The 26583-nt window shown below is 36.6% G+C and carries 24 protein-coding genes and 1 riboswitch; of the genes, 10 read left to right on the forward strand and 14 right to left on the reverse strand.

Annotated elements, in window-relative coordinates; translation table 11 throughout:
• Positions 1-90, forward strand: a 90-nt coding sequence (locus RCJ95_RS20300; RefSeq protein ID WP_446722715.1) for an IS3 family transposase, incomplete at its 5' end; no start/stop codon positions are given.
• A gap of 79 nt (positions 91-169) precedes the next feature.
• On the opposite strand, the gene RCJ95_RS20305 is transcribed toward RCJ95_RS20300, so the two are convergent.
• From RCJ95_RS20305 to RCJ95_RS20315, 3 genes are all read right to left on the reverse strand, one after another.
• Positions 170-1156, reverse strand: a complete 987-nt coding sequence (locus RCJ95_RS20305; RefSeq protein ID WP_221679072.1) for a homoserine dehydrogenase — start codon at positions 1154-1156, stop codon at positions 170-172.
• 463 nt (positions 1157-1619) lie between these two features.
• A complete protein-coding gene (locus RCJ95_RS20310; RefSeq protein ID WP_446722683.1) occupies positions 1620-2003 on the reverse strand; it encodes a hypothetical protein in 384 nt (127 codons plus the stop codon).
• Between the two features lie 332 nt (positions 2004-2335).
• Complete coding sequence (locus tag RCJ95_RS20315) at positions 2336-3637, reverse strand: O-acetylhomoserine aminocarboxypropyltransferase/cysteine synthase family protein (RefSeq protein ID WP_312128653.1); 1302 nt, start codon at positions 3635-3637, stop codon at positions 2336-2338.
• Between the two features lie 116 nt (positions 3638-3753).
• Positions 3754-3867: riboswitch (SAM riboswitch) on the reverse strand.
• Positions 3868-4022: 155 nt separating this feature from the next.
• Between RCJ95_RS20315 and RCJ95_RS20320 the strand changes: the two genes are divergently transcribed.
• A complete protein-coding gene (locus tag RCJ95_RS20320) occupies positions 4023-4655 on the forward strand; it encodes a glycerol-3-phosphate acyltransferase (protein ID WP_257521038.1) in 633 nt (210 codons plus the stop codon).
• A 195-nt stretch (positions 4656-4850) separates the two neighbouring features.
• Positions 4851-6332 carry an SLC13 family permease gene (locus RCJ95_RS20325; RefSeq protein WP_221679066.1) on the forward strand — a complete coding sequence of 494 codons (1482 nt, stop codon included), beginning with the start codon at positions 4851-4853 and terminating at the stop codon, positions 6330-6332.
• A gap of 74 nt (positions 6333-6406) precedes the next feature.
• On the opposite strand, the gene RCJ95_RS20330 is transcribed toward RCJ95_RS20325, so the two are convergent.
• Entirely contained in the window at positions 6407-7930 is a 1524-nt protein-coding gene (locus RCJ95_RS20330; protein ID WP_257521037.1) for a succinate CoA transferase, read from the reverse strand.
• Positions 7931-8298: 368 nt separating this feature from the next.
• On the opposite strand from RCJ95_RS20330, the gene chrR reads away from it, so the two are divergent.
• Positions 8299-9030, forward strand: a complete 732-nt coding sequence (gene chrR, locus RCJ95_RS20335; RefSeq protein WP_221679062.1) for a class II chromate reductase ChrR — start codon at positions 8299-8301, stop codon at positions 9028-9030.
• 204 nt (positions 9031-9234) lie between these two features.
• Positions 9235-9660 carry a hypothetical protein gene (locus RCJ95_RS20340; RefSeq protein WP_320939646.1) on the forward strand — a complete coding sequence of 142 codons (426 nt, stop codon included), beginning with the start codon at positions 9235-9237 and terminating at the stop codon, positions 9658-9660.
• Positions 9661-9702: 42 nt separating this feature from the next.
• Here the strand turns inward: RCJ95_RS20340 and RCJ95_RS20345 are convergent, their stop codons facing one another.
• A complete protein-coding gene (locus RCJ95_RS20345; RefSeq protein WP_009371800.1) occupies positions 9703-11382 on the reverse strand; it encodes a hypothetical protein in 1680 nt (559 codons plus the stop codon).
• Between the two features lie 132 nt (positions 11383-11514).
• Between RCJ95_RS20345 and RCJ95_RS20350 the strand changes: the two genes are divergently transcribed.
• The 3 genes from RCJ95_RS20350 (at position 11515) to RCJ95_RS20360 (ending at position 14623) form a co-directional block, all read left to right on the forward strand.
• Positions 11515-12165 carry a lysoplasmalogenase gene (locus RCJ95_RS20350; protein ID WP_004229764.1) on the forward strand — a complete coding sequence of 217 codons (651 nt, stop codon included), beginning with the start codon at positions 11515-11517 and terminating at the stop codon, positions 12163-12165.
• A gap of 90 nt (positions 12166-12255) precedes the next feature.
• Entirely contained in the window at positions 12256-13485 is a 1230-nt protein-coding gene (gene pepT, locus RCJ95_RS20355) for a peptidase T (RefSeq protein ID WP_312128651.1), read from the forward strand.
• Positions 13486-13660: 175 nt separating this feature from the next.
• Positions 13661-14623, forward strand: coding sequence for a DMT family transporter (locus RCJ95_RS20360; protein ID WP_446722684.1), 963 nt, complete (start codon positions 13661-13663; stop codon positions 14621-14623).
• A gap of 259 nt (positions 14624-14882) precedes the next feature.
• Here the strand turns inward: RCJ95_RS20360 and RCJ95_RS20365 are convergent, their stop codons facing one another.
• A complete protein-coding gene (locus RCJ95_RS20365) occupies positions 14883-15314 on the reverse strand; it encodes a DUF4395 domain-containing protein (RefSeq protein ID WP_446722685.1) in 432 nt (143 codons plus the stop codon).
• A gap of 119 nt (positions 15315-15433) precedes the next feature.
• Between RCJ95_RS20365 and RCJ95_RS20370 the strand changes: the two genes are divergently transcribed.
• A complete protein-coding gene (locus tag RCJ95_RS20370; protein WP_446722686.1) occupies positions 15434-16144 on the forward strand; it encodes a Fe-S oxidoreductase in 711 nt (236 codons plus the stop codon).
• Positions 16145-16201: 57 nt separating this feature from the next.
• Here RCJ95_RS20370 and RCJ95_RS20375 read toward each other — a convergent pair whose 3' ends face one another.
• Complete coding sequence (locus tag RCJ95_RS20375; RefSeq protein ID WP_446722687.1) at positions 16202-16885, reverse strand: GNAT family N-acetyltransferase; 684 nt, start codon at positions 16883-16885, stop codon at positions 16202-16204.
• An 11-nt stretch (positions 16886-16896) separates the two neighbouring features.
• On the reverse strand, positions 16897-18009 hold the full coding sequence (locus RCJ95_RS20380; protein ID WP_369578745.1) for a mandelate racemase/muconate lactonizing enzyme family protein: 1113 nt from the start codon (positions 18007-18009) through the stop codon (positions 16897-16899).
• Between the two features lie 80 nt (positions 18010-18089).
• On the opposite strand from RCJ95_RS20380, the gene RCJ95_RS20385 reads away from it, so the two are divergent.
• Complete coding sequence (locus tag RCJ95_RS20385; protein ID WP_257521035.1) at positions 18090-19331, forward strand: PadR family transcriptional regulator; 1242 nt, start codon at positions 18090-18092, stop codon at positions 19329-19331.
• Between the two features lie 56 nt (positions 19332-19387).
• Here the strand turns inward: RCJ95_RS20385 and nhaC are convergent, their stop codons facing one another.
• From nhaC to RCJ95_RS20415, 6 genes are all read right to left on the reverse strand, one after another.
• Positions 19388-20836 (reverse strand): Na+/H+ antiporter NhaC, encoded by a 1449-nt coding sequence (gene nhaC / locus RCJ95_RS20390; protein WP_112118021.1) that lies wholly within the window; start codon positions 20834-20836, stop codon positions 19388-19390.
• Positions 20837-21115: 279 nt separating this feature from the next.
• On the reverse strand, positions 21116-22225 hold the full coding sequence (locus tag RCJ95_RS20395) for an amidohydrolase (protein WP_221679051.1): 1110 nt from the start codon (positions 22223-22225) through the stop codon (positions 21116-21118).
• 204 nt (positions 22226-22429) lie between these two features.
• Positions 22430-22573, reverse strand: a complete 144-nt coding sequence (locus tag RCJ95_RS20400; RefSeq protein ID WP_221679049.1) for a hypothetical protein — start codon at positions 22571-22573, stop codon at positions 22430-22432.
• Between the two features lie 229 nt (positions 22574-22802).
• The gene (locus tag RCJ95_RS20405; RefSeq protein WP_221679047.1) at positions 22803-24845 is read right to left on the reverse strand and encodes a TRAP transporter permease; all 2043 of its coding nucleotides are present in this window, start codon (positions 24843-24845) and stop codon (positions 22803-22805) included.
• A complete protein-coding gene (locus RCJ95_RS20410) occupies positions 24842-25357 on the reverse strand; it encodes a DUF1850 domain-containing protein (RefSeq protein WP_312128648.1) in 516 nt (171 codons plus the stop codon). The genes RCJ95_RS20405 and RCJ95_RS20410 overlap by 4 nt, the downstream gene beginning before the upstream one ends.
• Before the next feature lie 125 nt (positions 25358-25482).
• Entirely contained in the window at positions 25483-26472 is a 990-nt protein-coding gene (locus RCJ95_RS20415) for a TAXI family TRAP transporter solute-binding subunit (protein WP_446722688.1), read from the reverse strand.
• Between the last annotated feature and the right edge of the window lie 111 nt (positions 26473-26583).

The raw sequence follows: 26583 nt of genomic DNA on the forward strand, positions 1-26583 counted from the left end.
TATATAACGTATTACAACACGAAACGAATTAAGGCAAAATTAAAACTGAGTCCGGTACAATACCGAACTCAGTTTACCCAAGCAGCCTAAATCAAATAACCGTGTCTAACTTTTAGGGGTCACTTCAAATTGAACATTGTTGAATGGCGGGCCTTTTTTAAAGCTTTTATTAGATTGTCACAACAAATCCTGCTCTTTTCCCAATGATTTCAGCATAATCTTCTACCATGACACTCGCTGTTGGATACATCCCTGCTCCAGGACCGATTAATGTTAATGTACCAATATAGTTAGTCTCTAATGCCACCGCATTGAACACATCGTCGACTGGATAAAGTGGGTGCTCTTTATCAACTAGTTGAGGACCTACTTTTGCAACAATCTTACCGTCAGCTAGTTTTTCCACTTCAGCTACATGGCGGTAACGTAGACCCTTTTCACATGCTCCATGAACTTGTTCAGCAGAGATACTATCGATCCCAATTACCTCTACATCAGACCAGTCAGGCTGCTCACCAAAAGCTAAGGCACTTAATATCATTAATTTTTTAAATGCATCCTGCCCAGATATATCATTATATGGATCTGCTTCGGCATAACCTAAGCCTTGTGCCTCTTTTAAAGCTGTTTCGAACGACCAGCCCTGTGCACGCATTTTTGTTAAAATATAATTACATGTGCCATTTAAGACACCTTGTATACGACTTACATCATTTACAAGTAAGATATTTTTCATTGTTTTTATAACAGGTACGCCACCAGCAGTAGTAGCCTCATAGCCTACAAAAACACCATTAGCTTTTGCAAGATCCTGCAACTCCAAACCTCGTTTGGCAAACATCACTTTATTGGCAGTAATAACATGACACTTATGTTCCACCGCTCGCTTTAAATAACTGTATGCAGGTTCTTCGTTCACAATTGCTTCAAACACTACCTGCATTCCTGGCTCTGCTAAGACTTCATCCATACTTGTTGTCATTAAATGTGCTGTGCCTGGTACACGTTCACGACTAGCATCTGTCACTAAAATCTTCGCTACCTCTAATTCAATACCTAATTTATTTTTTAGCTCTTCTCGTTTTTCATTTAAAATATGGTAAATCCCCTGACCTACCGTTCCAAATCCTAAAATCGCTGCCTTTATAGTTGCCATTCTTGTTATTCCCTCCAACTTACATTCCGCAGTTTCATTAAAGCTAATTCTCCATGGGGTTGTGTCATGACAATTAGACACCCACCGCAGTCTTTAGCCAACAACTCTCTTTGTATGAGTTTCGCTATTTTTATATGTGTTAGGACACATACAAATTCAAATAATTCAAAATTTAACTTAAAGAAAATTGTATCGCAAATACACACTTTGCACAAGAAAAATCTTTCTAGGAAGGACATTTGTTTTCTCTAGATGTGCAAAAGAAATCGGTTTCATTCCCTTTATTATACGTTTTATTAATCAATCTATAAGATTTGAACAAATATTGACTATTTACATTTCAATATATGAATGTCTTTCTTCTATTATATATATGTATGCTCAGACACTCATAACAATCCCTTTAAAGAAAAAACTCATTCCCTGTAGCAGCAGAGAATGAGCTTAAAAATATGAGGGGGTTTTAACTTGCTTTTGAAAGCAATTGATAACGATATTGTGCTAAAGCTTGTTGAACAAGACTAATCTCTTCTTCTGTAAAATTTGGTATTGCATACGTACGTTCCACTAATTGAAATGTACCATACTTCAAGTAAAACTCTGTCGCAGGAAGTGAGATATGGCTCACACCGTACTGTTCATATGCCTCAAATACTTCCTTAATAGTAAAGTCTTCTTCAATAAAAACATGTTCTTGAAATGCTGTATGACCAAAAACTTCCTGCCATTTTCTTTCGACTGATGTAAGAAGGTGTTGAATGGATTTATTGTTCACAAATACATGCCCTTCATTTAGCTCATATATTAGATAGGATACAATGTTTTGCGCATTATAGATGTTACCCATTTTAAAACACCCCTTTATCATCAGTTTTGGGAAGAGTAGTCACTGGCTAGGCAACTACTCTTCTATATATTCAAAAGTGGGGAGCACTTATGAAAGCATTTACCTTTTTTAAAAAGAATTTTCGTACTGTTAACTTATTTCCTAGTATATAACACGGATTTAACTAAGTCAACAATACATATAAAATTACTTGGTATTATTTTTTATAAGGTGCTGATAATTAACGGGTGCAGTAATAGGTTGATGTAGCAGCGTTTAACGCATTACCAAATGAGGCTAATCGAATGAGAAAATACGTAAACGCCACAACATTCTACCATTTGTTTTAAACTTTAAGCTTCTACTGTTTGTGCAGCTGTTGTTGCCTGTGTAATGGCCTGATCTAAATCAGCAATAATATCCTCTACTGCCTCTAAACCGATGGATAAGCGAATGAGCGACTCGGTTACACCAGCTTGAACTAATTCGTCTGCTGATAGTTGCTGATGTGTAGTGGAAGCTGGATGAATAATTAATGACTTTGCATCACCTACATTTGCTACATGTGAAAATAATCTCACGCTATCAATAAGCTTTCGCCCAGCTTCTCGTCCACCCTTGATGCCAAATGTAAGCACTGAACCGAAGCCATTTCTTAAATATTTTTTTGCTAACCCATGTGTCGGAAAATCTTCTAGGCCATTATAATTTACATACTCCACAGATGGGTGGTTTTGTAAATACTCAGCCACTGCCAACGCATTTTCATTGTGTTTAGGGATACGCAGATGAAGCGTTTCTAACCCTTGCAATAAATTAAAGGCAGCATCAGCACTTAATGTTGGACCAAAATCACGTAATAATTGTACACGTAGCTTTGTAGCAAAGGCAGCAGAAGCTGTATCAATTCCATAACGTAGACCATGGTAAGAGGCATCTGGTTCAGTAAAACCAGGGAATCGACCGCTAGTCCAATCAAATTTACCAGCGTCTACAACAACGCCCCCTAAAGTTGTGCCATGACCTCCTATCCATTTAGTTGCTGAATGAACCACAACATCTGCACCGTATTCAATAGGTGTAGAACCGTAAGGAGAAGCAAACGTGCTGTCAATAATTAATGGTAGACCATTATCATGTGCAATTTTAGCTACTGCTTCAATATCTAAAACCTTTAAGCTTGGATTACCATAAACTTCTGCAAAGACAGCTTTTGTTTTATCAGTAATCGCCGCATTGAAATTCTCTGGGTTTGTTTCATCTACAAAAATTGTTTTAATACCATAGTTTGGTAATGTGTTAGCAAATAAATTATACGTACCACCATATAAAGAACTAGCTGCTACTATCTCATCACCAGCTCCAGCTAGATTTAAAATGGAAAATGCGATAGCTGCTGCACCAGATGAAAGTGCTACTGCTGCTGTTCCACCTTCCAATAAAGCCACACGTTTTTCAAACACATCAACTGTTGGATTGGTAATTCGTGTGTAAATGTTCCCTGCTTCCTCTAAGGCAAAAAGACGTTGCGCATGAGCAGTGTCTTTAAATACGAAAGCAGTTGAGCGATAGACTGGAACTGTGCGAGAACCCGTCACTGGGTCTGGCTCTTGACCACCATGCAACAGCAATGTTTCTGGTTTAAAATTTGTCATTGTGTACCTCCAAATGGTTATTTTTTTACGATGGTACCGGAGATGAGGAGGATTTTTCTGTAGAAAACAAAAACCCTCTTCAGCTAAGAAGAGGGTTGCGGTTGCAAGTTTTCCTCCCCTTATCTGCCAGATCCAAGTAAGAATCTGTAGGAATTAGCACCTTAGTAAGCTCATTGCTTACTGGTTGCCGGGCATCATAGGGCCTATCCCTCCGCCGCTCTTGATAAGAGTATGAGATTCAATTTCCATCGTTGTTACACAGTATAAACATAGAGTTTTTTTCTGTCAACATGTAAATTTTATTTTTTCCGAAACTTCTGTCTGCTCTTATACGTAATATGAACGCATACACTATTTTAGAAAAAATTTTGAGAGGAGTATTTTTATGGTAAAGGCCGTGATCATTTTTCTTATGATTGGCTATTTAATAGGCTGTATTCACGGCTCTAAAGTGGCTCAATTTTTATCGGGGGTTGATTTAAAAAAGGCTGGGCACGGTAATGCTGGTGCCTCTAATGCTACTCTTTCCCTTGGCTGGAAATATGGCGTTTTAGTTGCCCTCATCGATATAGGCAAAGGTGTTGTGGCTATTATAGGTGCGCATTTTTATCTAGCGGACGCCATTCATTTAACAGAAGAACAAATTTGGCTGCTTACTTATATAATGGCTGCTGGGGTTATTTTAGGTCATAATTTCCCATTCTACATGGGCTTCAACGGCGGGAAAGGAACGGCCTCCATCATTGGTATTTTACTTGCTGTTGATTGGAAGATTGGTTTATTTGCACTTATTTTATTTGTTATTTTATCCTTTGCAACAAATTATTTAATTGTTGGTGTTCTAGAATTTTATCTCGTATTTTGTACAGCAACTTATTTATGGATTCCTGGCATTGGCCCAACCATTATAGCTCTTCTTCTTTTTGGCATAGCCATTATCCTGCACCTTGAAAATATTAAACGATTAGTCATTGGCACAGAGCCTAAAGTAACTTCTGCCTTTAAGAAAAAGAAATAATATTTTTTGGATATTTTTGTATTCTTTGTGACCATGTATTTTCTCTTTATCTACTCATATTGCTGTAAAAAACACAATTTTCACATAGATTTTTTTCTACAATAAAATCGACATATTCTTATCTTAATAAAACATTATACAGGCCGATGTTATGGATAATGATCGTCATTTTTATCGTAGAAAGGATGAGAAAATATGTCTTCCCCAAAGCAAGCAGCTACAAAATTTAATTTAAAGCCACTGTGGATTGGCTTGGCATTCGCGTTACTAATCATTATTACCTTTTTACCTAATAATGGTGATTTACCTATAGCTGGGCAACGAGCTTTAGCCATTTTAGCTTTTGCAGTCATCCTTTGGGTTACAGAGGCCGTTTCATATCCTGTGAGCTCGGCCATGATCATTGCACTAGTAACTGTTTTACTAGGACTCGCTCCGTCAATGGAGGATCCAACTACAGAGCTAGGAACAGCTAGCGCATTAAAATTATCTTTAAGCGGCTTTAGTAATTCTGCCGTTGCTTTAGTAGCAGCAGCTCTTTTTCTAGCGGCAGCAATGCAAATTACTAATCTACATAAACGACTTGCTCTTTGGATTCTTTCATTGGTAGGAACGAAAACAAAAGCTATCGTATTTGGCGCTATTTTAGTCTCTATCGTCCTCGCATTTTTTGTACCTTCTGCTACAGCACGTGCTGGCGCAGTAGTACCGATATTGCTTGGAATGGTGGCAGCTTTTGGTTTACCACGTGATAGTCGGCTCGCTGCCTTATTAGTTATTACTTCGGTACAAGCCGTTTCCATTTGGAATATCGGTATTAAGACTGCAGCAGCTCAAAATATGGTGGCTTTAAACTTTATCCAAGAGCAATTTAATGTGGATATTTCATGGGGTGCTTGGCTACTTTATGCCGCCCCCTTCTCAATTATTATGTCTATCTTTTTATTTTTCATTATGATTGCTTTAATTAAACCTGAGACTAGCAATATCGAAGGTGGTAAAGAGGTCATCAAAAAACAGCTTGCAGAGCTTGGCCCATTAAAGGCTCCTGAAATTCGTTTAATCATTACATCCGTAGTTTTACTATTTTTCTGGGCAACTGAAGGAAAGCTACATCCATTTGATACGACAACAGTCACAATTATTGCTATCGCGATTCTATTAATGCCTAAAATCGGTGTGTATTCGTGGAAGGAAGTTGAGCCTCATATTCCATGGGGGACAATTATCGTCTTTGCGGTAGGCATTATGTTAGGAACCATTTTACTAAATACGCAAGGTGCTGCATGGTTATCAGATAAAGTTTTTGGTTCACTCGGGCTAAATACTATGCCTTTACTAGCAACCATCGCACTCGTAACTTTATTTAACATTTTGATTCATTTAGGCTTTGCAAGCGCAACTAGCTTAGCCTCAGCACTTATACCTGTGTTTATCGTTTTAGCCTCCACATTAACGGCTAATGTTGATCAAGTTGGTTTTGTTATTGTGCAACAATTCGTCATAAGCTTTGGCTTCCTATTACCAATTAGTGCACCACAAAACATGCTTGCCTATGGTACAGGTTCCTTTACAACAAAGGATTTCTTGAAATCTGGGATTCCATTAACCATTATCGGTTTCCTTCTCGTACTTTTGTTCTCTGCAACTTATTGGAAATGGATTGGATTATTATAAGACTTTCATTAAATTAAAACGTAAAAGCCTTGAAGAAACAGACTAAACTGTCCTTCAAGGCTTTTCAGATAATACTATTGTTTTGTAAAAGCAGGGTCCTTCATCGTACCGTTTTTCGCATAATTAACGTGCCATGATAGTGCTTTTTCTAGATCATGTGGTGTATGATGTCCACCCGTTGCCTCATTGGCATCATTAAAGTACTGCCACAGCTGCTCCCTATAATCAGGATGTGCACAATTATCAATGATAAGTCCCACTCGTTCTTTTGGGGCAAGTCCTCGTAAATCTGCTACGCCCTGTTCAGTTACAATGACATCAACATCATGCTCTGTATGATCCACATGCGAGACCATTGGAACAATACTCGAAATATCTCCACCCTTAGCATAAGACTTTGTCACAAAAATTCCTAAACGTGCATTTCGAGCAAAGTCACCAGACCCTCCGATACCATTCATCATCTTTGTACCAGAAACGTGTGTGGAATTAACATTGCCATAAATATCTAATTCCAATGCTGTATTCACTGAAATTAAACCGAGTCGACGAATAATTTCAGGCTGATTTGAAATTTCTTGAGGGCGCAGCACTAATTTATCAGCATATTTTTCAAAATTCCCATAAACACGGTTTCCTACTTGCTCAGAAAGGGTAATAGAAGTTGCAGATGCAAATTTTACTTTCCCTGCATCAATTAATTCAAATACTGCATCCTGGAGAACTTCTGAATAAACTTCTAAGTTCTCAAACTCAGAATCTTTAAAGCCTAGCAATACAGCATTTGCTACTGAGCCTACCCCAGATTGAATTGGTCGTAAACTTGTTGTTAAGCGACCTACTTTAATCTCTTCACGTAGGAAATTTAATAAGTGATTAGCCATAACATCTGTCTCTTCATCAGCTGGGACAATCGTTGATGGCGCATCTAATATATCCGAAATGACGATGCCTTTTACTTTATCTAAATCTAGTGGAATTCCAATTATACCAAGACGATCTGAAACATTCTGTAAAGGAATTGGATCACGTTTTCCTTGTTGTGCAGGTACGTAAATATCATGTATACCTTCTAATGCATCAAGCTGTGCTACGTTTAATTCAATGATGACTTGGTCTGCTTCTTGCACAAAAATGGGAGAGTTACCAACTGAAGTTGTAGGAATTAATAAGCCTTCTTCTGTAATAGCAGCAGCTTCAATGATCGCAAAATCAATTGGTCCAATAATACCTTGACGAACAAGCTCAGCATTATGGGAAAGATGGGCATCGACAAATGTGATACCACCGCTATTGATTTTATTACGAATGCCAGCATCTGCTTGGAAAGGACCTCGCTTACGAATGACCCCTGCTTCTGCTAAATATTGGTCTACCTCAGGTCCAAGTGATGCACCTGTAAAGACATCTACTTGAAAATCCTCTTTTTTCGCTTTCTCTACAAGTGCAAGAGGTACAACCTTTACATCGCCAGCACGTGTGAATCCGCTCATCCCTAATACCATGCCATCCTTAATCCAAGAAGCTGCTTCTTCTGCTGTTACAACCTTGCTTCGTAATTGTTCATGACGAAGCTTTTTCGCTAACTTTTCTTCCATTCCCTATTCCTCCATTCCACTTTATTTTTGTTCAACTTGCATATTTGGTTCCAGTAAATCTGTGACATCCGTCAGAGAAATGTATCTTTATTCCAGGAGGATTTCATCACCTAATAGCTAATGCTGTCTAAACATTTGTGAATAAAGATCATGTAATTTTTGGTAGCACAACCAAATAAACAGTCGCTTCTACAATTTTATACTATTTAGAATATTTAATCTATATCAAATGAAATATTTTACTTTACGAGATAATTTCGACATTTATAAATTATTTATAAATAACTTTTTGTTCCTCATTATTCGATTTTGCTAGAAAAGCGTGCTATGCTCAAGGTATAGAACAGACACAAAGGAGAGAGTTTTTAATGGTTAAAGAACTATTACGTAGCCATTCCTCGGTACGCATCTATGATGGAGAACCGATTTCAAAAGAAATCATTGAAGATTTAATTGGAACAGCACAAATGGCTGCAACATCACATTTTGTGCAAGCCTATAGTGTAATATGGGTAACAGATGCAGATAAAAAGGAAAAATTAGGCTTACTCTCTGGTAATCCACGTCAATATGAAACTTCAGGTGGGGCATTTGTTTTTTGCGTAGATTTCAAGCGACTTCAAATGGCTGGGAAACTAGAAGGAGTGGATATTGTAGCTGATTCTGCTGAAAATGTCCTTGTTGGGGTAGCAGATGTATCATTGTTTGCACAGAATTTTGTTATTGCGGCAGAATCAATGGGTTATGGCATTTGCTATATTGGAGGTGTACGCAATAAACCTTCTGAAATCAGTGAATTATTTAATCTGCCTGATCACGTTTTCCCATTATTCGGGCTAACAATTGGCGTTCCTGCGCGTCGCAATGAGGTAAAACCTCGTTTACCTGTATCTGCTGTATTACATGAAAATGAATACAATGTTGAAAAATATGAAGAGCTTTTACCTGCCTACAACGAGAAAATGGAAATATACTATAACAGCCGTTCGTCAAACAGAAAAATTGATAACTGGACAAAGCAGATGGCTGATTTTTTAATCGAACAACGACGTCCGCATATCAAAGAGTTTTTAGCAACAAAAGGGTTTAATTGGAAATAAACGAACGAAAATGGAGTTACTATCGTATGATAATAATTCCATTTTTTACATAAAACTATTACCGATATATATTCAATCTAGGGATATTGCCACAATTCCTTCTATAAATCTAACCATAAATTAAACGAAAAGACTCTTTCCTTTTCCAGCTATTCCATTCATATTAATAAATGATACCTATTAAAGAAAGGAGTTATACAAACAATGTCCAATATCAATAAACATCTTGCTCGCACCTTGGAACAACAACATAAGAGAAGTGTAAGAGGTTTATTCTTAAAAATTGAAGACTTAAATAATGAATGCACCCAATTAAGAAAAAGAATCGAGCCACATATTGATTTGAGTGTATATAAAAAACCCATTGATTATGTTAATCAGTTCGTTTCTCATACTACAATTCTCAATTTAAAATTCGTCACGAATACACAGAATTTAGAAGTAGTTGTCTTGCATGCTCTTTTATTATCCTATATTTTAGAAAACACATACGGCGATGCTTGTGAATATGAAGATAAATTGTTGCAGGGGTATATACAAGAAATCTTTACACTAAATGATCATGCTAAAAGACTATTTATGAACCATAGAGAAAAGATGCTTACCTATGTTCAAGAGCAAGCTACATAAAAAAGACGATCTTCGTAATAACAAGATCGTCTTTTGTTCTTTTTATTGTAGTCCTCTAATTATAAGTGAGCGAACTGGTAGGAACTGCTCTCCTGTATCGCCATAAGTGAGTATTACCTCATCGCCCTCTTGTAAATAAATTGCTAAAGGTTCTGTTTCGGCACTCACTAAATAATTTTCACCATTGTTTAATAAGAAAGATACAGTTGTAAAATCGCCTAGACGTTCTTTATATACACGTAATACCTTACCACTTATTTGTTTTTCCTCAGCACTTGAGCTACCATCTACAGTATTTCCTCCTCGACTTAAGGCTGTTTTATATAGTTTCAATGCCTCCTTAGGAGTAGTAGCGTAAACGGAAATTTCAGGATTGGCTGCAGAAACAATAAAATAATTTTGTAAGAAACCATTGGAATCTAGCACCGCTGTCAGCCAGCTCGCTTCCCCATAAAAGTTATATAACACTGGCATTTCGCCATTCCACTTTTTCTCAATAAATTTCTTCTCTATTATTTGTAAATTACCTTGTGAATCCATATAACTTGAGTCTTGATTCCCTGTATAGTATGTTGCATTCCCTGTTCGTGCGTTTGTTAGTGAATAGCCTAACATTGAATCCACACCTTCTTTAGGGCTTGTAAAATCTGTAAAGTAATACATATCACCCTTCTCATCGAAAATTGGGCTAACATTCGACTCTGTTCCTTCATCAGAAGGAATCTTTACATCCTTTTTACCAAACATACTATTCCAAAAACCATGTACATAATTACCGAAATAACTGTTTTGTAAACTTACTGTCTCTGGTGATACAGCACCATCAATGAATTCAGGTATTTGATCCAGTTTAATGACCTCTGATTTCCCCGTCAGCGCATCAACCAAGACAATTCCTTTTACATCAAAGCCATTACGCGCAGAAATAAATTCCCCATATGAGCGAATATAGTATGGCTTTCCTTCATCATCTACTTCCAACTGTACGTCACCATAAAAAATAAGGAATGGATGTTGTAAACGAATATGACGTTCTAAATTAGCATTTAAATATGCGGAAGGTACATATTTCATTTCCTCTTTTATAAATTTAGGATTATCCGCAGAATCTGTAGCACTCATTATGAAGTAACCAGGTGTTGTACCACCGTTCATCCATTTAAAGAATCCAGAAAATTCAACTGGTGCGATATAAACATATTCGCCCTTCACTTTTTGAATTTGTAAGCGCCCTAATTCATAGTAGCTCGTATTTGGCACTTGTCCGAAAGCCTTTTTCATTTTATTGCGAGCAAATTTCGGTGGTACACTTGCAGGTGTTTGTGTCTCATCGAATGGTTTTATTTCAACTTCTTCCTTCATTTCAGATGATTTAAATTTTTCATTAGCATTCCATAAAGGTGCTGATAAAACATACACAGCTACACCTAAACTTGCTAAAAATAAAACACCTTTTATTTTCCGTTCGATACCACTTGCTAGCAGAGCACCCGCTAACGTTAATAAAATAATAGCTGGCCAAAAAACAAGCCAATTTACATCAATTTTTGTTACATATAACGTAATCCCTGTGGCTAAAAACCCTAGTACAAAGACTCCAATAAAAAAGTATCCAATTACTTTTTTCGATTGTCCATCTTCTCTCTTCTTCGTAATAAGCGGTGTCACTAACACACTTGCGATCAATGCAATGACTGCTGAAGCTATTAGTAGCTTAGTCATTTGGTTCATCCTCTCTTCTTCTTTCTCACTACTTACTTTACGGTTACATACTAAAAAAGTTTCATACATACGTTGTACAGAAAGGAATTCTACCATAAATATTGAATTTCAAAAGGAAAGGAGCTGAAAAATTTGTTAAAAAAATTATTAATAGGTGTCATTATTTTATTGGGTCTTTATTATATTTTTCTCTTTTCCCATATTGCTGAAAGTTTAAAACTCATCTTTAAAGTGATTCCTATGTTGCTCATCATTATTTTAGCTGCGATTCAGAAGCCGTTACATATTAAAAAGTACCAACTTTTGATTATTGCTGGACTTGTATTCTGCATGATTGGAGACTATACATTGCAGTGGTTTTTAATCGGTCTAACTAGCTTTCTTATCGGGCATATCTTTTATATTTTCGCTTTCTCTACTGCAAATGAACGGCAAGTACCAACTTGGGCAAAAATACTTTTATTATTCTATGGAGCAAGTATGGCTATATGGATTGCGGGATCCGTCTTTAAAACAGGCGAAACCATTCTTGGTATTGCAGTAATCGCCTATATTTCTGTGATACTCACAATGGGCTGGACAGCTATAAAAACTGGCTCTACGCTGGCAACAAGTGGTGCATTATTGTTTATTGCATCTGACTCTTATTTAGCTATTAACAAATTTGTCATGCCACTAGCATTTTCTCATGAAATTATCATGTTGACTTATTATAGCGCCCAACTACTTATTGCTTTAAGTATCCTTCAATATTCCGAAATCCGAAGTAAAGTGTTACAATAATATAAATTATGCCAAGGCATAATTGCGTCTGGAATCGGCTTTGTGAATGCACAAAGAATTTTAACATATATACATTAGGAGGCCCTACTTATGAAAGAACAAGTAATTGAGCGATTAATACGCTATGCAAAAATTGATACACAATCAGACTTCACAAGCGAAACAACTCCTTCTACACAAAAACAATTTGACCTATTACATGTTTTAAAAGACGAACTTGCCGAAATTGGTTTGACAGACATTACATTAGATGAAAATGGCTATTTATTTGCCTCATTAGAAGCTAATACAGATAAAGAAGTACCAACTATCGGCTTTTTAGCCCATGTTGATACAGCTACTGACTATACAGGCACAAATGTGAAGCCACAGCGTTTAGATAATTATGATGGTGGAGATATTCAGTTAAACGAAAACTTAGTTATGTCTCCGACTGACTTCCCAGAGCTTAAAAACTATGTTGGTCAAACACTTATCACAACAGATGGTACTACATTATTAGGCGCTGACGATAAGGCAGGGATTGCTGAAATTATGACAGCAATGGAGTACCTCATTAAAAATCCTACTATTAAGCATGGTAAAATCCGTGTAGCCTTCACGCCAGATGAAGAAATTGGTCGTGGGCCACATAAATTTGATGTCGCTGCTTTCGGTGCAGACTATGCCTATACTATGGATGGTGGACCACTTGGCGAACTACAATTCGAGAGCTTCAATGCGGCTGGCGTAAAAGTAATTACAAAAGGCACTAGCGTCCATCCTGGTTCAGCAAAAAATAAAATGGTGAATGCTATTACAATGGCCATCGCCTTCCAAAATGAAATGCCTGCTGACGCAGTTCCTGAAAAGACAGAAGGTTATGAAGGTTTCATCCATTTAATGAGCTTTAAAGGGGCTCTTGAGCATACTGAGCTTTCTTATATCGTGCGAGACCATGATCGCCAAAAGTTTGAGGAGAAAAAACAATTAATGCGTGATGCTGCAGCTAAAATTCAAGCACAATTTGGTGAGCATGCACTGAGCATTACCATTGAAGATCAATACTTCAATATGGGTGAAAAAATTGAGCCTGTAAAAGAAATTGTTGACATTGCACGTACTGCAATGGAAAAATTAGATATTACACCGAATACCCTGCCGATTCGTGGTGGTACAGATGGCTCACAATTATCCTATATGGGCCTTCCAACACCAAATATTTTCGCTGGTGGCGAAAACATGCATGGTAAATTCGAATATGTTTCCGCTGAAACAATGGAAAAAGCAACTCAAGTTATCATAGAAATCGTTCAGCTTTTTGAACAGCAAGCAAAATAATAGTTTTAATTTTGAGTGAGCTTATTTCTAACGCATTTACCTAAAGAATCATGAAAAATTTTCATAGCTACGAAGAGAGGTTTGTCCTCTCTTCGTAATTTTTTCAGCTATAATTACTGAATTTTCAAATTACATAAAGGGTTTGAGGTTATAAGCTCAAATTGAGGTGATGTTTATGAAAGAAATTGCATTAGGTATTTTAGCTTCCCTTTTCTTTGCCGTGACATTTATTTTAAATCATGCAATGGAAATGCAAGGTGGTAGTTGGCTATGGAGTGCATCATTACGATATTTTTTTATGCTCCCTTTCTTGCTTATCATTGTCTTTTATCGTAAGGGCTTTTCACAGCTTTCTGGTGAAATAAAAGCACAGCCTATAGCATGGCTACTTTGGAGCTTTGTTGGATTTGTTTTATTTTATGCGCCATTAACATTTGCTGCTGCCTTTGGTCCAGGTTGGTTGGTTTCAGGTACATGGCAGTTTACAATCGTTGCTGGTGTATTATTAGCTCCTCTTTTTGTTTCGATCATTGCTGGTAAAACAGTGCGACAAAAAATACCTTTCGTATCCTTGCTTATTTCATGTGTCATTTTAGTAGGTATTTTGCTTATACAAATACCTCATGCACAATCAGTATCGTTTAGAAGTTTAATGCTTGGTATTTTACCTGTCATCGTTGCAGCTTTTGCTTACCCTCTTGGCAATCGTAAAATGATGGAAGTTTGCGGGGGACGAATCGATACTTTTCAACGGGTGTTAGGAATGACCATTGCTTCAATGCCAGCATGGATCATCATGGCTATTTATGCCATTCTTACAATAGGACTTCCCTCAGCAAGTCAAATGTTTCAATCATTGCTTGTCGGAATAAGCTCAGGCGTTATAGCAACAGTTTTATTTTTCATAGCAACGGATCGCGTAAGAGACCATCAAGGCAAGCTAGCCGCTGTGGAAGCAACTCAGTCAACAGAAATTCTTTTTGTTATTATTGGTGAGTTATTACTATTAGGAATTGCCTTCCCTAGCCCTATTGCACTTGCAGGTCTCGGAGTCATCATTGTCGGTATGCTATTACATAGTTACTATACAATGATTATCGGGAAAAAGAATGCTTTGCAACAAAACTCAACTTCCTAGCAGTCCATTATATGGGCTGTTTTTTGACAAAAAAAGACGACTCTATTCTAAATTTAGAATAAGTCGTCTGAGATTTTCACGTTCCCAAAAAATGAGGGGGGTTTTAGGAGCGTAATCATGAACTAGCAAACTTCTGGAGAAAAGTAGCTAAAGTTCATCCTCTCTACACTGTATTGTAGACGAGGAATAATCTTTATACGATAATGATAATCATTATCAATTAAAATGTCAATCATAATCTAATCATTTTTTTACTTTTTTAAAAAGATTTTTTTAGTGAGTGTCGATACTGCCATTGCTTCAACTGAAAATGTAAAAAACAGCCTATACAAAAGCCTGCTATTGCGATGGATGATGCAATTGCAACCAGGCCAGTAAAGATATGACCAACAACCTGCCAATGTAACAGATAACCGAATAAACCAGCTGCTAAACAAAGGCTAGCAATACTGGAATTAAATTTTTGCTGTCGAGCATCCTCTGGTATATATGTAGATGGGGCCTTTGTTAAAAAGAGCTTCCCTACACGAAGTATCGGGTTATAGTTGCATAAAATACCTAGTAAATTTGCAGCTAGTGGAATTACTAATATCCAGGTAATTCCTGATACCCATGATAAAATGACACTCAGAAGAATCGTCCACTGGTTCAGTCTAACAAGTGGTCTTGGAATTGTATGAAGTTGCAACACTCTAAAACCCACCTTTCTTATATGTTTAATGTATTTTACTACATGATATTCCATTTGTGAAGCAAAAATGATTACTTTATAATGAAGTTAACAGATGTTCAAAGGAAAAGAGGATAACTATGCCAGCTTTAACAATGGATCAAGTTCAACAATTAAACTCGTACAGTATTTATACAACTGAACCTAAGCGGACTTTATTTACTTTAGCTGATATACATAAAGACTTTTACCATCCTGATTTTTTAAACCTTATGATGGGTATAACAGATGCAGCAACAGAAACAGCAGCTATTTCTCACTTTGCACGCCGCTATGGGATGTTTTTTGCTATGCAATTTTATATGCTTGCCGCTTATGACGAAGTATGGGATGGTAAGCCACTTGAATTGCGTTTTGATGTTGCAAAGGAATTTAATAGCTTTACTGTTGCCATGTTTGCTAATCCAAATGATTGGCGCTACGTTGAGGAAGATGAACGCCAAGCTGTTATTGAAAAAATTCTTTACGATGGCCATGTCATTGTCCAACAGCTTCGTAAAGTAACCTCCATTTCCCCTCTTACCATTTGGGAAAATTTCTTTGGTTATTTGCTATGGCATTATCATATATTATTATCTAATCCTGGCTTAGCCGATCAAGCCATGGAGGATATTGAGGCTTTAGAGGACCCGAAAACATGGGCACGCTTCTCCAATAAATCTTGGTGGGCACAATATACAGGTGGTCTTAGCCCTACTACTTTAGTCAACGTACCTGTAAGAAAATCATGCTGTTTTTCTAAAGATATCCCAGGTTTAATGGCTTGTGGTTTTTGCCCCATAAAAAAATAAAAGAGCCTTTTAAAAAAGCCTTACCCTCCACAAATGTGAAAGGTAAGGCTTGGTGCTTTATTTTTCGTATACTACAAACCAATCGTTGTTTTCTTCAAACATAGACGTGCCAAGGAAACCTTGTTTTAAAAGTTGCTGTTGCGTAGTCGTATCTCCCATCGATATCACTTGTTTTTCTGTAAAGTTCGAGGACTTCTCTTGTCTTAGGTCTTTATAAAAAATATAACGAAGCTTATCTACATATTTAATTTTCAACCCTTTAATAACGAGGTCTTGCGAGAATTTATCCTTTAAGCTCGGAATATTATATGGCTTTACAGTGGAGCAAACATAATCATATTTTTCTAAATCGATATTTTCCATCACTACTGTAGCTAATGTTTTCTGTAATCCGTAACCTCGATATTTTGGTGAAACATTCGATATTTCCTGATATAAAACACGTTGAAATTCGTTTTCTGCAATTCCACAATCATAGCCAAGGTGTTCTTCATCAATAGGCGGTTTTAACAGTGCACGAAAGGCGATCAATTCTTCCCCTACATACGCACCTATCATCATTCCATGACCATTTAAAATATACTCAAATTCCTCTGTGCTTAAGGGTTGTAGGATACTTTGGTCTGCTAAAGCCTCATAAACCTCAACTTGTAGCTCTTCAATTTGTTGTAAATGCTGGAGCGTTAATTTTATAACAAAAAACGGTGTCTCACCAAGCTTACCATCATAAATAATTTCCATATTACGCCTCCTTAGGCTGTGACAACCGTTGAAAACTTACATAATTCCTGGATTACAGCTTCATCTACATCTACACCTAATCCTGGTTTTTCATTTAGGCAAATAAATGGTACATCATAATGTAAGTTCCCAACATCCTTTGAGAATTTTAATGGACCCGTTAGTTCTACACTCGTCATAATTTTTTTAGAAAATGCTACATGGAAACCTGCAGCAGAACCCACTGACGACTCTACCATGGAACCAACTTGACATTCAATTCCTGCCATTTCCGCCATCACAGCAAGCTTCATAGCAGGATAAATGCCACCACACTTCATTAATTTAATATTTACTTTATCTGCTGCACGCTTGGCTATAATATCACGCATTTCACGTACGCCTCGTAGTCCTTCATCAATCATTAATGTCACATCAGACTTTGATTTAATTTCTACCATTCCATCAATATCTTCGCTATCGACAGGTTGCTCTAACCAATCAATATTTAAATCTTTCATAGCTCGTAAACCTTGTAATGTAGTGGCTGCATTACCCCAACCTTGATTTACATCCACTCGAATAGCAATGTCTTCGCCTACTCGCTCACGTACCGCTTTTATACGAGCTACATCACGAAGTACCTCTGTACCTACCTTCATTTTAAAAGAACGATAGCCCATTTCTACTCGGTTAGCTGCCTCTTCTGCCATTGCTTCAGGTGTTCCAATACTTAGTACATGTGTGATTGGGAATTTTTCATGATAACGTCCACCTAAGAGTTGGTATACAGGCACCCCTAAGGCTTTCCCAGCAATATCGAAGCAAGCAATATCGATCGCTGCTTTTGCTGCTGGTACATCTTTCACAACTTTATTCATTTTATCATGTAGTTTTTCAAAGGCCGTTGGACTTTCCCCAATAATAGCTGGGACAAGCTGATGTTTTAGCACAGCATATGTACTTTCCCATGATTCACCTGTTACATGTTCATCAGGAACAGCTTCACCATACCCTACCACACCTGTATCGGTAGTTACTTTTAAAATAATGGAAGGCATTGTATCATATGTAGCATAACTAATGATGAATGGATCAATTAGCGGTAAATGTATAGCAAAAATTTCTACTTGTTTAATTTTCATCGTAATCAGTCTCCTCTGTCGTTTAAGTTGTCGCTAATACGTCGCTAAATGTTTAAAAAAATAGAAAAGGATCGATGCCCATGTCTACCAAAATAGCGATTATATGTTCAAAAGCATTTATGAAGCGTATTATTAGTATCGCACAAAACATAGCCGATATTCAATTAGAATTTTATCTTTACAGCCACCCCTCTGAAGCGCCTACTTTGATGAAGCAAATAAAACCATGTGATGCAATATTATTCGGAGGAACATTACCCTATTTACACACTCAATCATTACTTTCAGATATTCCAATCCCTTGGAATTATATTAAGCAAGATGAAACAACCATTTCTACAACATTGTTATCATTAGTAGCCAAACATGCTGTAGCTATCGACAGGATATCCATTGATGTAATGAATCCTGCATTCGTTGATAATGTTTTAGCAGAAATAGAATTTCGTGGTCAAAAGCCACATGTTCAGCATATTTCGATTACTGAACCAACTGAGAATATTTTAAAACGCCATATCGCCCTGTGGAATTCTAAAAGTATTGATTTTGTCATTACAAGTATTCATAGTGTATTTGATGAACTACAAGCACTTCAAATACCCTCAATGCGAATGTTAGATGCTACTAAGTCAATTATTCAATGCCTTGAAGAAACAAAATCAAAATCACTATTAACGAAATCAGAAGCTTTCAAGGCTGTAGTGGGTCTCTTAGAAATCCCTAAAAATACTTCCATTGAATCAACTGTTTTAAATCAAATTGCGAAAGCTACCTTTTCAACTTTTAAGCAAATTTCAACGAACTCCTTTGAGCTATATACAACTGCTGGACATCTTCAAAATGCTCTAGAAAAGGAAAACTTAGAACAGCTCATACAGCAAGTTGCACAACCATTTAAACTAGCATTTGGCTATGGCTATTCCATTTTGGAGGCCACACAAAATGCTCAGCATGCCTTAACATTTACTAAACCTTTTGAGATTTATATTCTTGATGAACATAAAAACTTATTAGGGCCTTTCCCGAATACAGAAGGTAAAATTTCTTTAAAAACCGATGATCCTTATGTTTTACAAATGGCTAAGCTTACAAGTTTAAGTCCATTGAATATCTCTAAAATAATCAATTTCAGTAACGAACGACAGTCAGCTCAATTTACATCTCAAAATCTTTCTGAATACCTCCAAGTAACACGACGTACTACAGAGCGTATTATTAAAAAATTAGTTGATAATGGTTATGTAAATATTGTTGGTGAAGAAATGACCCATCAGCAAGGACGTCCTCGCAAAATTTACCAATTGAATTTTGCAACTTACTAAACTGCTCTATAAAAGAATTCTCGTAGATACACGTGGATCTACGAGAATTTTTTATTTTAGTCAGCCATTACCATATTATCCGCATTTTCTGCTTCTATCGCCTTTTTACGCTTCTCAGCTTCTGCTATTTCTTCTGGCGTTAATTTAACAATAGCAAATCCAATATATCCATAAATAATAGAAATAATTGGTACAGCAAAGTTAAGAATTGCATATGGTGCATATTCCATTGCACTTACACCTAAAGTTGCTAAAATAAACACACCACAAGTATTCCAAGGGAAGAAAACAGATGTTAGGGTTCCTCCATCCTCTAATGCACGAGATAGATTTTTAGAATGTAAACCACGTTGTTGATAGACACCTGCAAACATACGTGAAGGAACAACAATTGAGATATATTGCTCAGAACATGTTGCGTTAGTCGTTACACAAGCTGCAATCGTTGAAGCAATAAGACTTCCTGTAGATTTGGCAAACTTCACAATTACATTCATTAATGCCTTTAACATTCCTGAATACTCTAAAATACCACCAAATGTCATCGCTACAATCGTCATTGAAACCGTATTCATCATAGAATCTAAACCACCGCGGTTAAATAGCTCGTCTACCATTTGATTACCTGTAGAGATTTCAAAGCCAGCCTGTAATGCATGTACTGCACTAGCTGCTGAACCACCTTGTACAAAAATTTGTAGTAAGAAACCTGAAACAATCCCTATAATTAAAGCTGGAATTGCTGGCACTTTCTTAGCTACTAATACAATAACTCCGACTGGAACTAGTAATAGTAAAGGAGAAATAACAAAGCTTTCTTCCATCACTTTTAAAGTTGTTAAAATTTCTTCAGATTGCATTGAAACTTCTGCAAATTTTCTACCCAAAAATCCAAAAACAACAAGTGAAATAATCAACGCTGGAATTGTTGTATAAAGCATATGCTTTATATGATCAAATAAATTAGTACCTGTTAATCCTGCCGCTAGATTCGTTGTATCTGATAGGGGTGACATCTTATCTCCAAAGTATGAACCCGAAATAACAGCACCAGCAATCATAGCCGCTGGAATACCCATACTTAAACCAATACCCATCCCTGCGACACCAATAGTCGCCATTGTAGACCATGAACTACCAATAGCTAATGACACAATTGAACATAACAGCATGATTGTCACTAGGAACCACGCTGGAGAAATTAACTTTAGACCGTAGAAAATCATCGTTGCTACGACACCGCCGCCAATCCATGCTCCAATTGTCAAACCTACTAAAATAATAATAACAATGGCAGGTAATGCCAGACGAATCCCTTTATACATCATCTCTTCAATTTCTGCCCATTTATATCCATGCATTTTGGCAACAATTGCTGCTACAGTTGTGCCAACAAGAAGAGGTACGTGAGGACTTTGCTCTAAAACAACTACTGTAATTAACATAGTAATAATCATAATTGCAAAAGTTAGTAGTGCCCAGCCCGCATTAATATCCTTTTTCATTTTTCCATCCCCTTTTTTTGCACCAAATCCCTTTTCGGTTTTTTCAAGACGCAAATAAATTTTTACGTTTTTTAGCTTAATATTCAAAAAATTAAAAGTCAACGCAAAAAATTTATGCTTCCCTAGCAAATCCCTTTATTTTAGCGTAATAAAACGCTTTCAAGTAGCAATAAAAAACAATGCAAACCCTTGAATATCCATGCATTATTAAAAATGTTCATGCAAAAAAGCTATACGAAAAAATAGTTACATTTTTTCATATAGCTTTTTATAATTTTTTTATTCAGGTTTTTTTTCTAATACACATGCAAGTACTTCCGCAGCATCAATTAAGGCACTACGATCAAATGTCATTTTAGGGTGGTGTAATCCTGGTGTTAAATTTGCACCAATTCCAATCATTGCCGCTTTTAATTCCGGCTTTTTAACTGTATAAAAATGGAAATCATCACTGCCCGGTGTTGTTATTTCATCTGCTAAATGCTCTTCCCCCAAAGCTTCAATGATGGCATTCTTCGCCATGTTCGCAGCAGTTGGGGAAACTTCAGCACCTGGTGTGAAATCTATCCACTTCCAACTCATATCTATTTCAAATTGTTGCTGAATTGATTTCAAGCCAGATTCAATTTTACTGCGCAGCAATTCAAGTTGTTGATTGTGTTGTGCGCGAACATCCATTGAGAAACTAGCATTACCAGGAATAATATTCGTACTACCCCCATCTGCAATAATTTTTGTTAATTTAGCAGAATGAGGTTCAAATGGTGATAAATGAATGCTGTGTAGCATTTGTTGCACGGCCATAATAACATCTATAGCATTTTTACCTTGATGTGGTCTAGCACCATGTGCATCTATACCCTGAATAGATCCCTCTAAAAAATAAGCAGCACCATGATGAATCGCAGGCGAAACTTTGCCAAGTGGTAATTCTTCTATTGGTCTTAAATGAACACCAAATAAATGTGATACTCCATCAACTGCGCCTCTATCAAACGTTGCGCACGCGCCATTTCCTAGTTCTTCAGCAGGTTGGAAAATGAAACGAACACGATGCTGTAAGGTGCGATCTTTCAGTAGTAATAATGCACCAAGAACCATTGAGATATTCGCATCATGTCCACACGAATGATTTGCTTGCCATTTCCCATCAACTTCCTGCCATAAAGCATCAATATCAGCACGTACTGCAACAATTTCATTACCAGTCCCAATTTCAGCTATTAATCCTGGTATATCACCTAATAAACGATAACTAACATGCAATTCATCCAGTATGGAAGCAATTTTTTTAGTAGTCTCAAACTCTTTCCAACTTACTTCGGGATATTGATGAAAATGATCAAACCATTGATAAATCGTTTCTTCTACTGTTAAAGCTTTCGACATAACTACACCTCTATACGCATTTTTGTTTCCCATTATACATGAATCTTTTTCAGAAAAGTACACATGTCTTCAGACCTAATTCACTTATTTGAATCATATATTACATTCATATGCACTGAAAAAGCCATTTATCAATAGAGGTATAAAATAGAATGGGCTATGCTAAAAGTTAGTATACTTTCAACATAGCCCATCAAATTTTTATTATAAACTTGTAAAAAACCCTTCTGGATACTCTTCATATTGAATCTTCACCATTTGCTCCTCATTTTTCTCTTCCTCTTCACGCAAATCGAATTCTTGATCCATTAAATACGTCTCAAACTTTGAATTTAACAACTTTCCCATCGTACCACTCCTTATTTATTGAATTTTCTGATAAAAGGATTATACAATAGATTTTTAGTAAATTGCAATAAATTATATACATTATGCATTATAACTATAAAACCTATCACAAAATTAGATTAAAAATGCCCCTGATTCTTATGATTTCTAAAACGAATTTAACCTTTTTTAAAAAAAATCTGCTCATTAATAGTTATTAAATGAGCAGATTTTTATGCAAACCAAAAATTTACGAGACTGAAACTCCCGTTTTGCCATTCATATTATCGGGATGATTTCCTTTTTTATGGGATAGAAATTGAATTACAAACATCACAATAAATATTCCTAAACCTACCCAATCTGAGAATTTTTCTGGGTAGATTAGTAATAGTCCTGCCGCAATCAAAATAATTCTTTCAAACCAGAAAAGTTTACGATACCAGTAGCCGATCACCCCTGCACCAATCGCCACCATTCCCGTGATAGCAGTAAATACTACCCATAAAATTTGCGGAATGGTTGTATCAATCATTAATAATGCTGGGGAGAAAACAATCATATACGGTATAATAAATGCCGCAATCGCAAGTTTCGCTGAATTTACACCCGTTTTGATAGGGTCACCACCAGAAATACCTGATGCCGCAAACGCAGCCAGGGCTACAGGTGGTGTAATATCTGCAATAATACCAAAATAGAACACAAAGAAATGAGCAGATAGTAATACAACTACTGGCACTAATTCTTGTGGTGTATTTGGAGATAGTAATGCCACTATTGCTGGTGCAGCAATTGTCGATGTTATCACATAGTTAGCTGTTGTTGGTGCACCCATCCCAAGAATAAGCGATGCAATCATGACAAAAATAAGTGTCAAAATAATACTCCCACCAGCTAAAGCTACTAAGCTATTTGCTAAACTTAAACCTAGTCCTGTTTTTACAACGACACCCACAATAATCCCAGCACAAGCAGTAGCTGCAACGACACCTAATGCAGTTCGAGCACCTTCCACCAACGCATCAATCACATCTTTTGGTTTAAGACGCGTTTCTTTATTAAACATAGCCACACCAATCGAAATAATAATTCCATATAATGCAGCATGCATAACTGCTGTACCCGTTAGCATTAATATGATAATCGCCACAATCGGTAATAGAAGGTAAATCTTTTTAAATACCTCTTGACGATTTGGCATTTGATCGTCTCGCAGACCTTTTAGACCAACTCTTTTTGCTTCGAAATGTGTCATAATCCAAATACCTGTAAAATATAAAAGAGCAGGAATAGCTGCCGCTTTTGCTATATCCCAATACGTAATCCCTCGACCAATAAATTCAACCATTAGGAAGGCAGCAGCCCCCATAATTGGCGGCATAAGTTGGCCACCTGTCGATGCAGCTGCTTCCACAGCACCAGCAAACTCTTTTCGATAGCCTAGTTTTTTCATCATTGGAATTGTATAGGAGCCTGACGTTACTACGTTAGCTACAGAGCTTCCAGAAATCGTACCTTGAAGTGCACTTGAGAATACAGCTACCTTCGCAGGACCACCAATTAATTTTCCAGCTAGTGCAACTGCTAGATCGTTAAAATACTGGCCAACCCCTGTTTTCACAAGAAATGCCCCGAATAGTAAAAATACAAAAATAAATGTGGCTGATACACTAATCGGTGTACCGAATATCCCATCAGTTGTAAAGTACATAAGATTGACGATACTCTCCAAATCCTGTCCTCTATGCGCCATAAATGCCGGGAAATACGGGCCATAGTAAGCATAAATCAAGAAAGCGATTGCAATAATTGTAATTGGCAACCCTACAGCACGTCGAGCAGCCTCAAGAACTAGTACAACAGCTATTAGCCCAACAATAAAGTCTACCTGTGTAATGGAGCCATTGCGATTTACAAGTTCTGTATAGTTCATAGACCAATATGAACCTACTGCAATAGCTAGTAATGCTAAAATATAATCGAACCAGGCAATTTTATGCTTGGGTGCTTTTTTTCTCGCTGGAAATAATAAGAAAATTAATGTTAAACCAAAGCCTAAGTGGATGGTACGTTGGATTTGAGCAGGAAATTGCCCAAAAATAGCTGTGTAAAGTTGGAATAGCGAAAATGCTAAAAGGCCATAGAAAATAACATGCTTCATTACACCTGAAATGGTTCTTACATTGGACTCTATATCATATTTTTCAAGTATGGCTTGTTGCTCTTCAGCAGAAATTTGCTCAAATTCTTCTACTTTTTTTTCTTTCTTTGATTTCTCTTGTGTTGTCATTTCATCCTTACTCCTTTCCACTGTTCGTAAAGCGACAAACGCTTAATTTCAAATAAATAGGATTTACCCCTCTGTAAATCTTTTTTTAAATCATATTCTCTTTCTGCATAATTGAATATTAGATCTAAATCTAAATCACCTATATAGATCGTAAAATTATCAAGTATGGCACTATTGTTAAATTGGAGAACATATTTACCGTTCCGTTGAATAAGTGTTTGATTTTCCTCTGCATAGCCTGGCATACCAATAGCTAAGTCTTCATATTCCATTTCAAGCATTTCAATACGATTACCTTTTATATATTGATAGGATTCCAATACATCTGACTTATGTATGGAGTGGGTGTATCTTATTTGAAAGGTTTGCTCATCTAAAATGGGTATGTAGTGCACTTTAGGATGGGATAAACGAGTCTCTGTAAAGGTGAACACCTTTTGAAGAGGAAGAAATATGACAATACATAGACAGATACTTAATAGGACTGTTATGATGAATTTTCTCTGTTGCATTCGACCTATTCCCCCACTTTAAAAGCTATTCGCCTAATCCTATATCCTAAAAGTAAGAAAGAGACTCGAAGCTTTATGCAACGAGCCCCTTCGTATTTTTTAGAAAGTTTCAAGCACTATTCACACTATTTCTTTTCATCAAAGTATTTTTGTGCGCCTGGATGAATGTCAATACTAATACCATCTAAACCTGTTTCTGCCTTAATAAATCTTCCTTTATCGTGAGAAATTTTATTTGTATTATCATAAATAGCTTTTGTCATTGAATAAACAACATCTTCCGGAAGATCCTTCTTCACCGCTAGCATAGCCAGAACTGAAACTGTCTCCACATCTTTTGCAATACCATAAGTACCAGCTTTTACTGTGTCTTTTGCATAGTAAGGGTATTTAGCAATTATTTCATCAGCTTTACCCGCATCTAAACCGATAATATTCACTTTCGTTGTAGCATTTAACGCTTCAACAGCACCTGTTGGTGTACCTGCTGTAATAAATGCAGCATCTATTTGACCTGATTGAAGACCATCTGTTGATTCACCAAAATCAAGGTTTTGTGCCTTGATATCATCCATTGTTAATCCATTGATTTCAAGTAATTGTTCAGCATTTGCGTAAGTACCTGAGCCTGGCGCACCCACTGATACTTTTTTACCTTTTAAATCTGCATATGTTTTAATACCTGAAGCTTCAGTTGTAACAAGTTGCACTGTTTCTGGATAAAGCGCACCCAAAGCTGAAATTGTATCAATTTTATTGCCATCAAACATCATCTTACCTTCAGTAGCATAATAAGCAATATCCGTTTGAACAAATGCAATCTCACCTTTTCCTTCTTGTAAAGCAGTCATATTGGCAGCAGATGCCTGAGATACCTCTGCAGTAGTTTTAATGCCTGTATCAGTGGTAATTAAATCAGCAAACGTACCTCCAAGCGCATAGTAAGTACCTTGTGTGCCACCTGTTAATAAACTTAAAAACTTAGGTTTTTCGGTTGATTCGGAGTCTTCTCCAGTGTCCTTCGAACCACTCCCACTATCTGATCCACATGCGGCTAATATCATAAGCGCAAAGATACTTAATAGCATTATTAGATTAAATTGTTTCTTCTTCATAGTAACCTTCCCCCTTTGGTTATTTTTAAGAATCTATTTAAAATTAACAAACTTAGTATAATAATGTCAATATATTTATAGTAAATTCAGACTTTTATAATTATACAAAAC

The sequence above is a fragment of the Lysinibacillus sp. BSL11 genome, assembly GCF_052928325.1.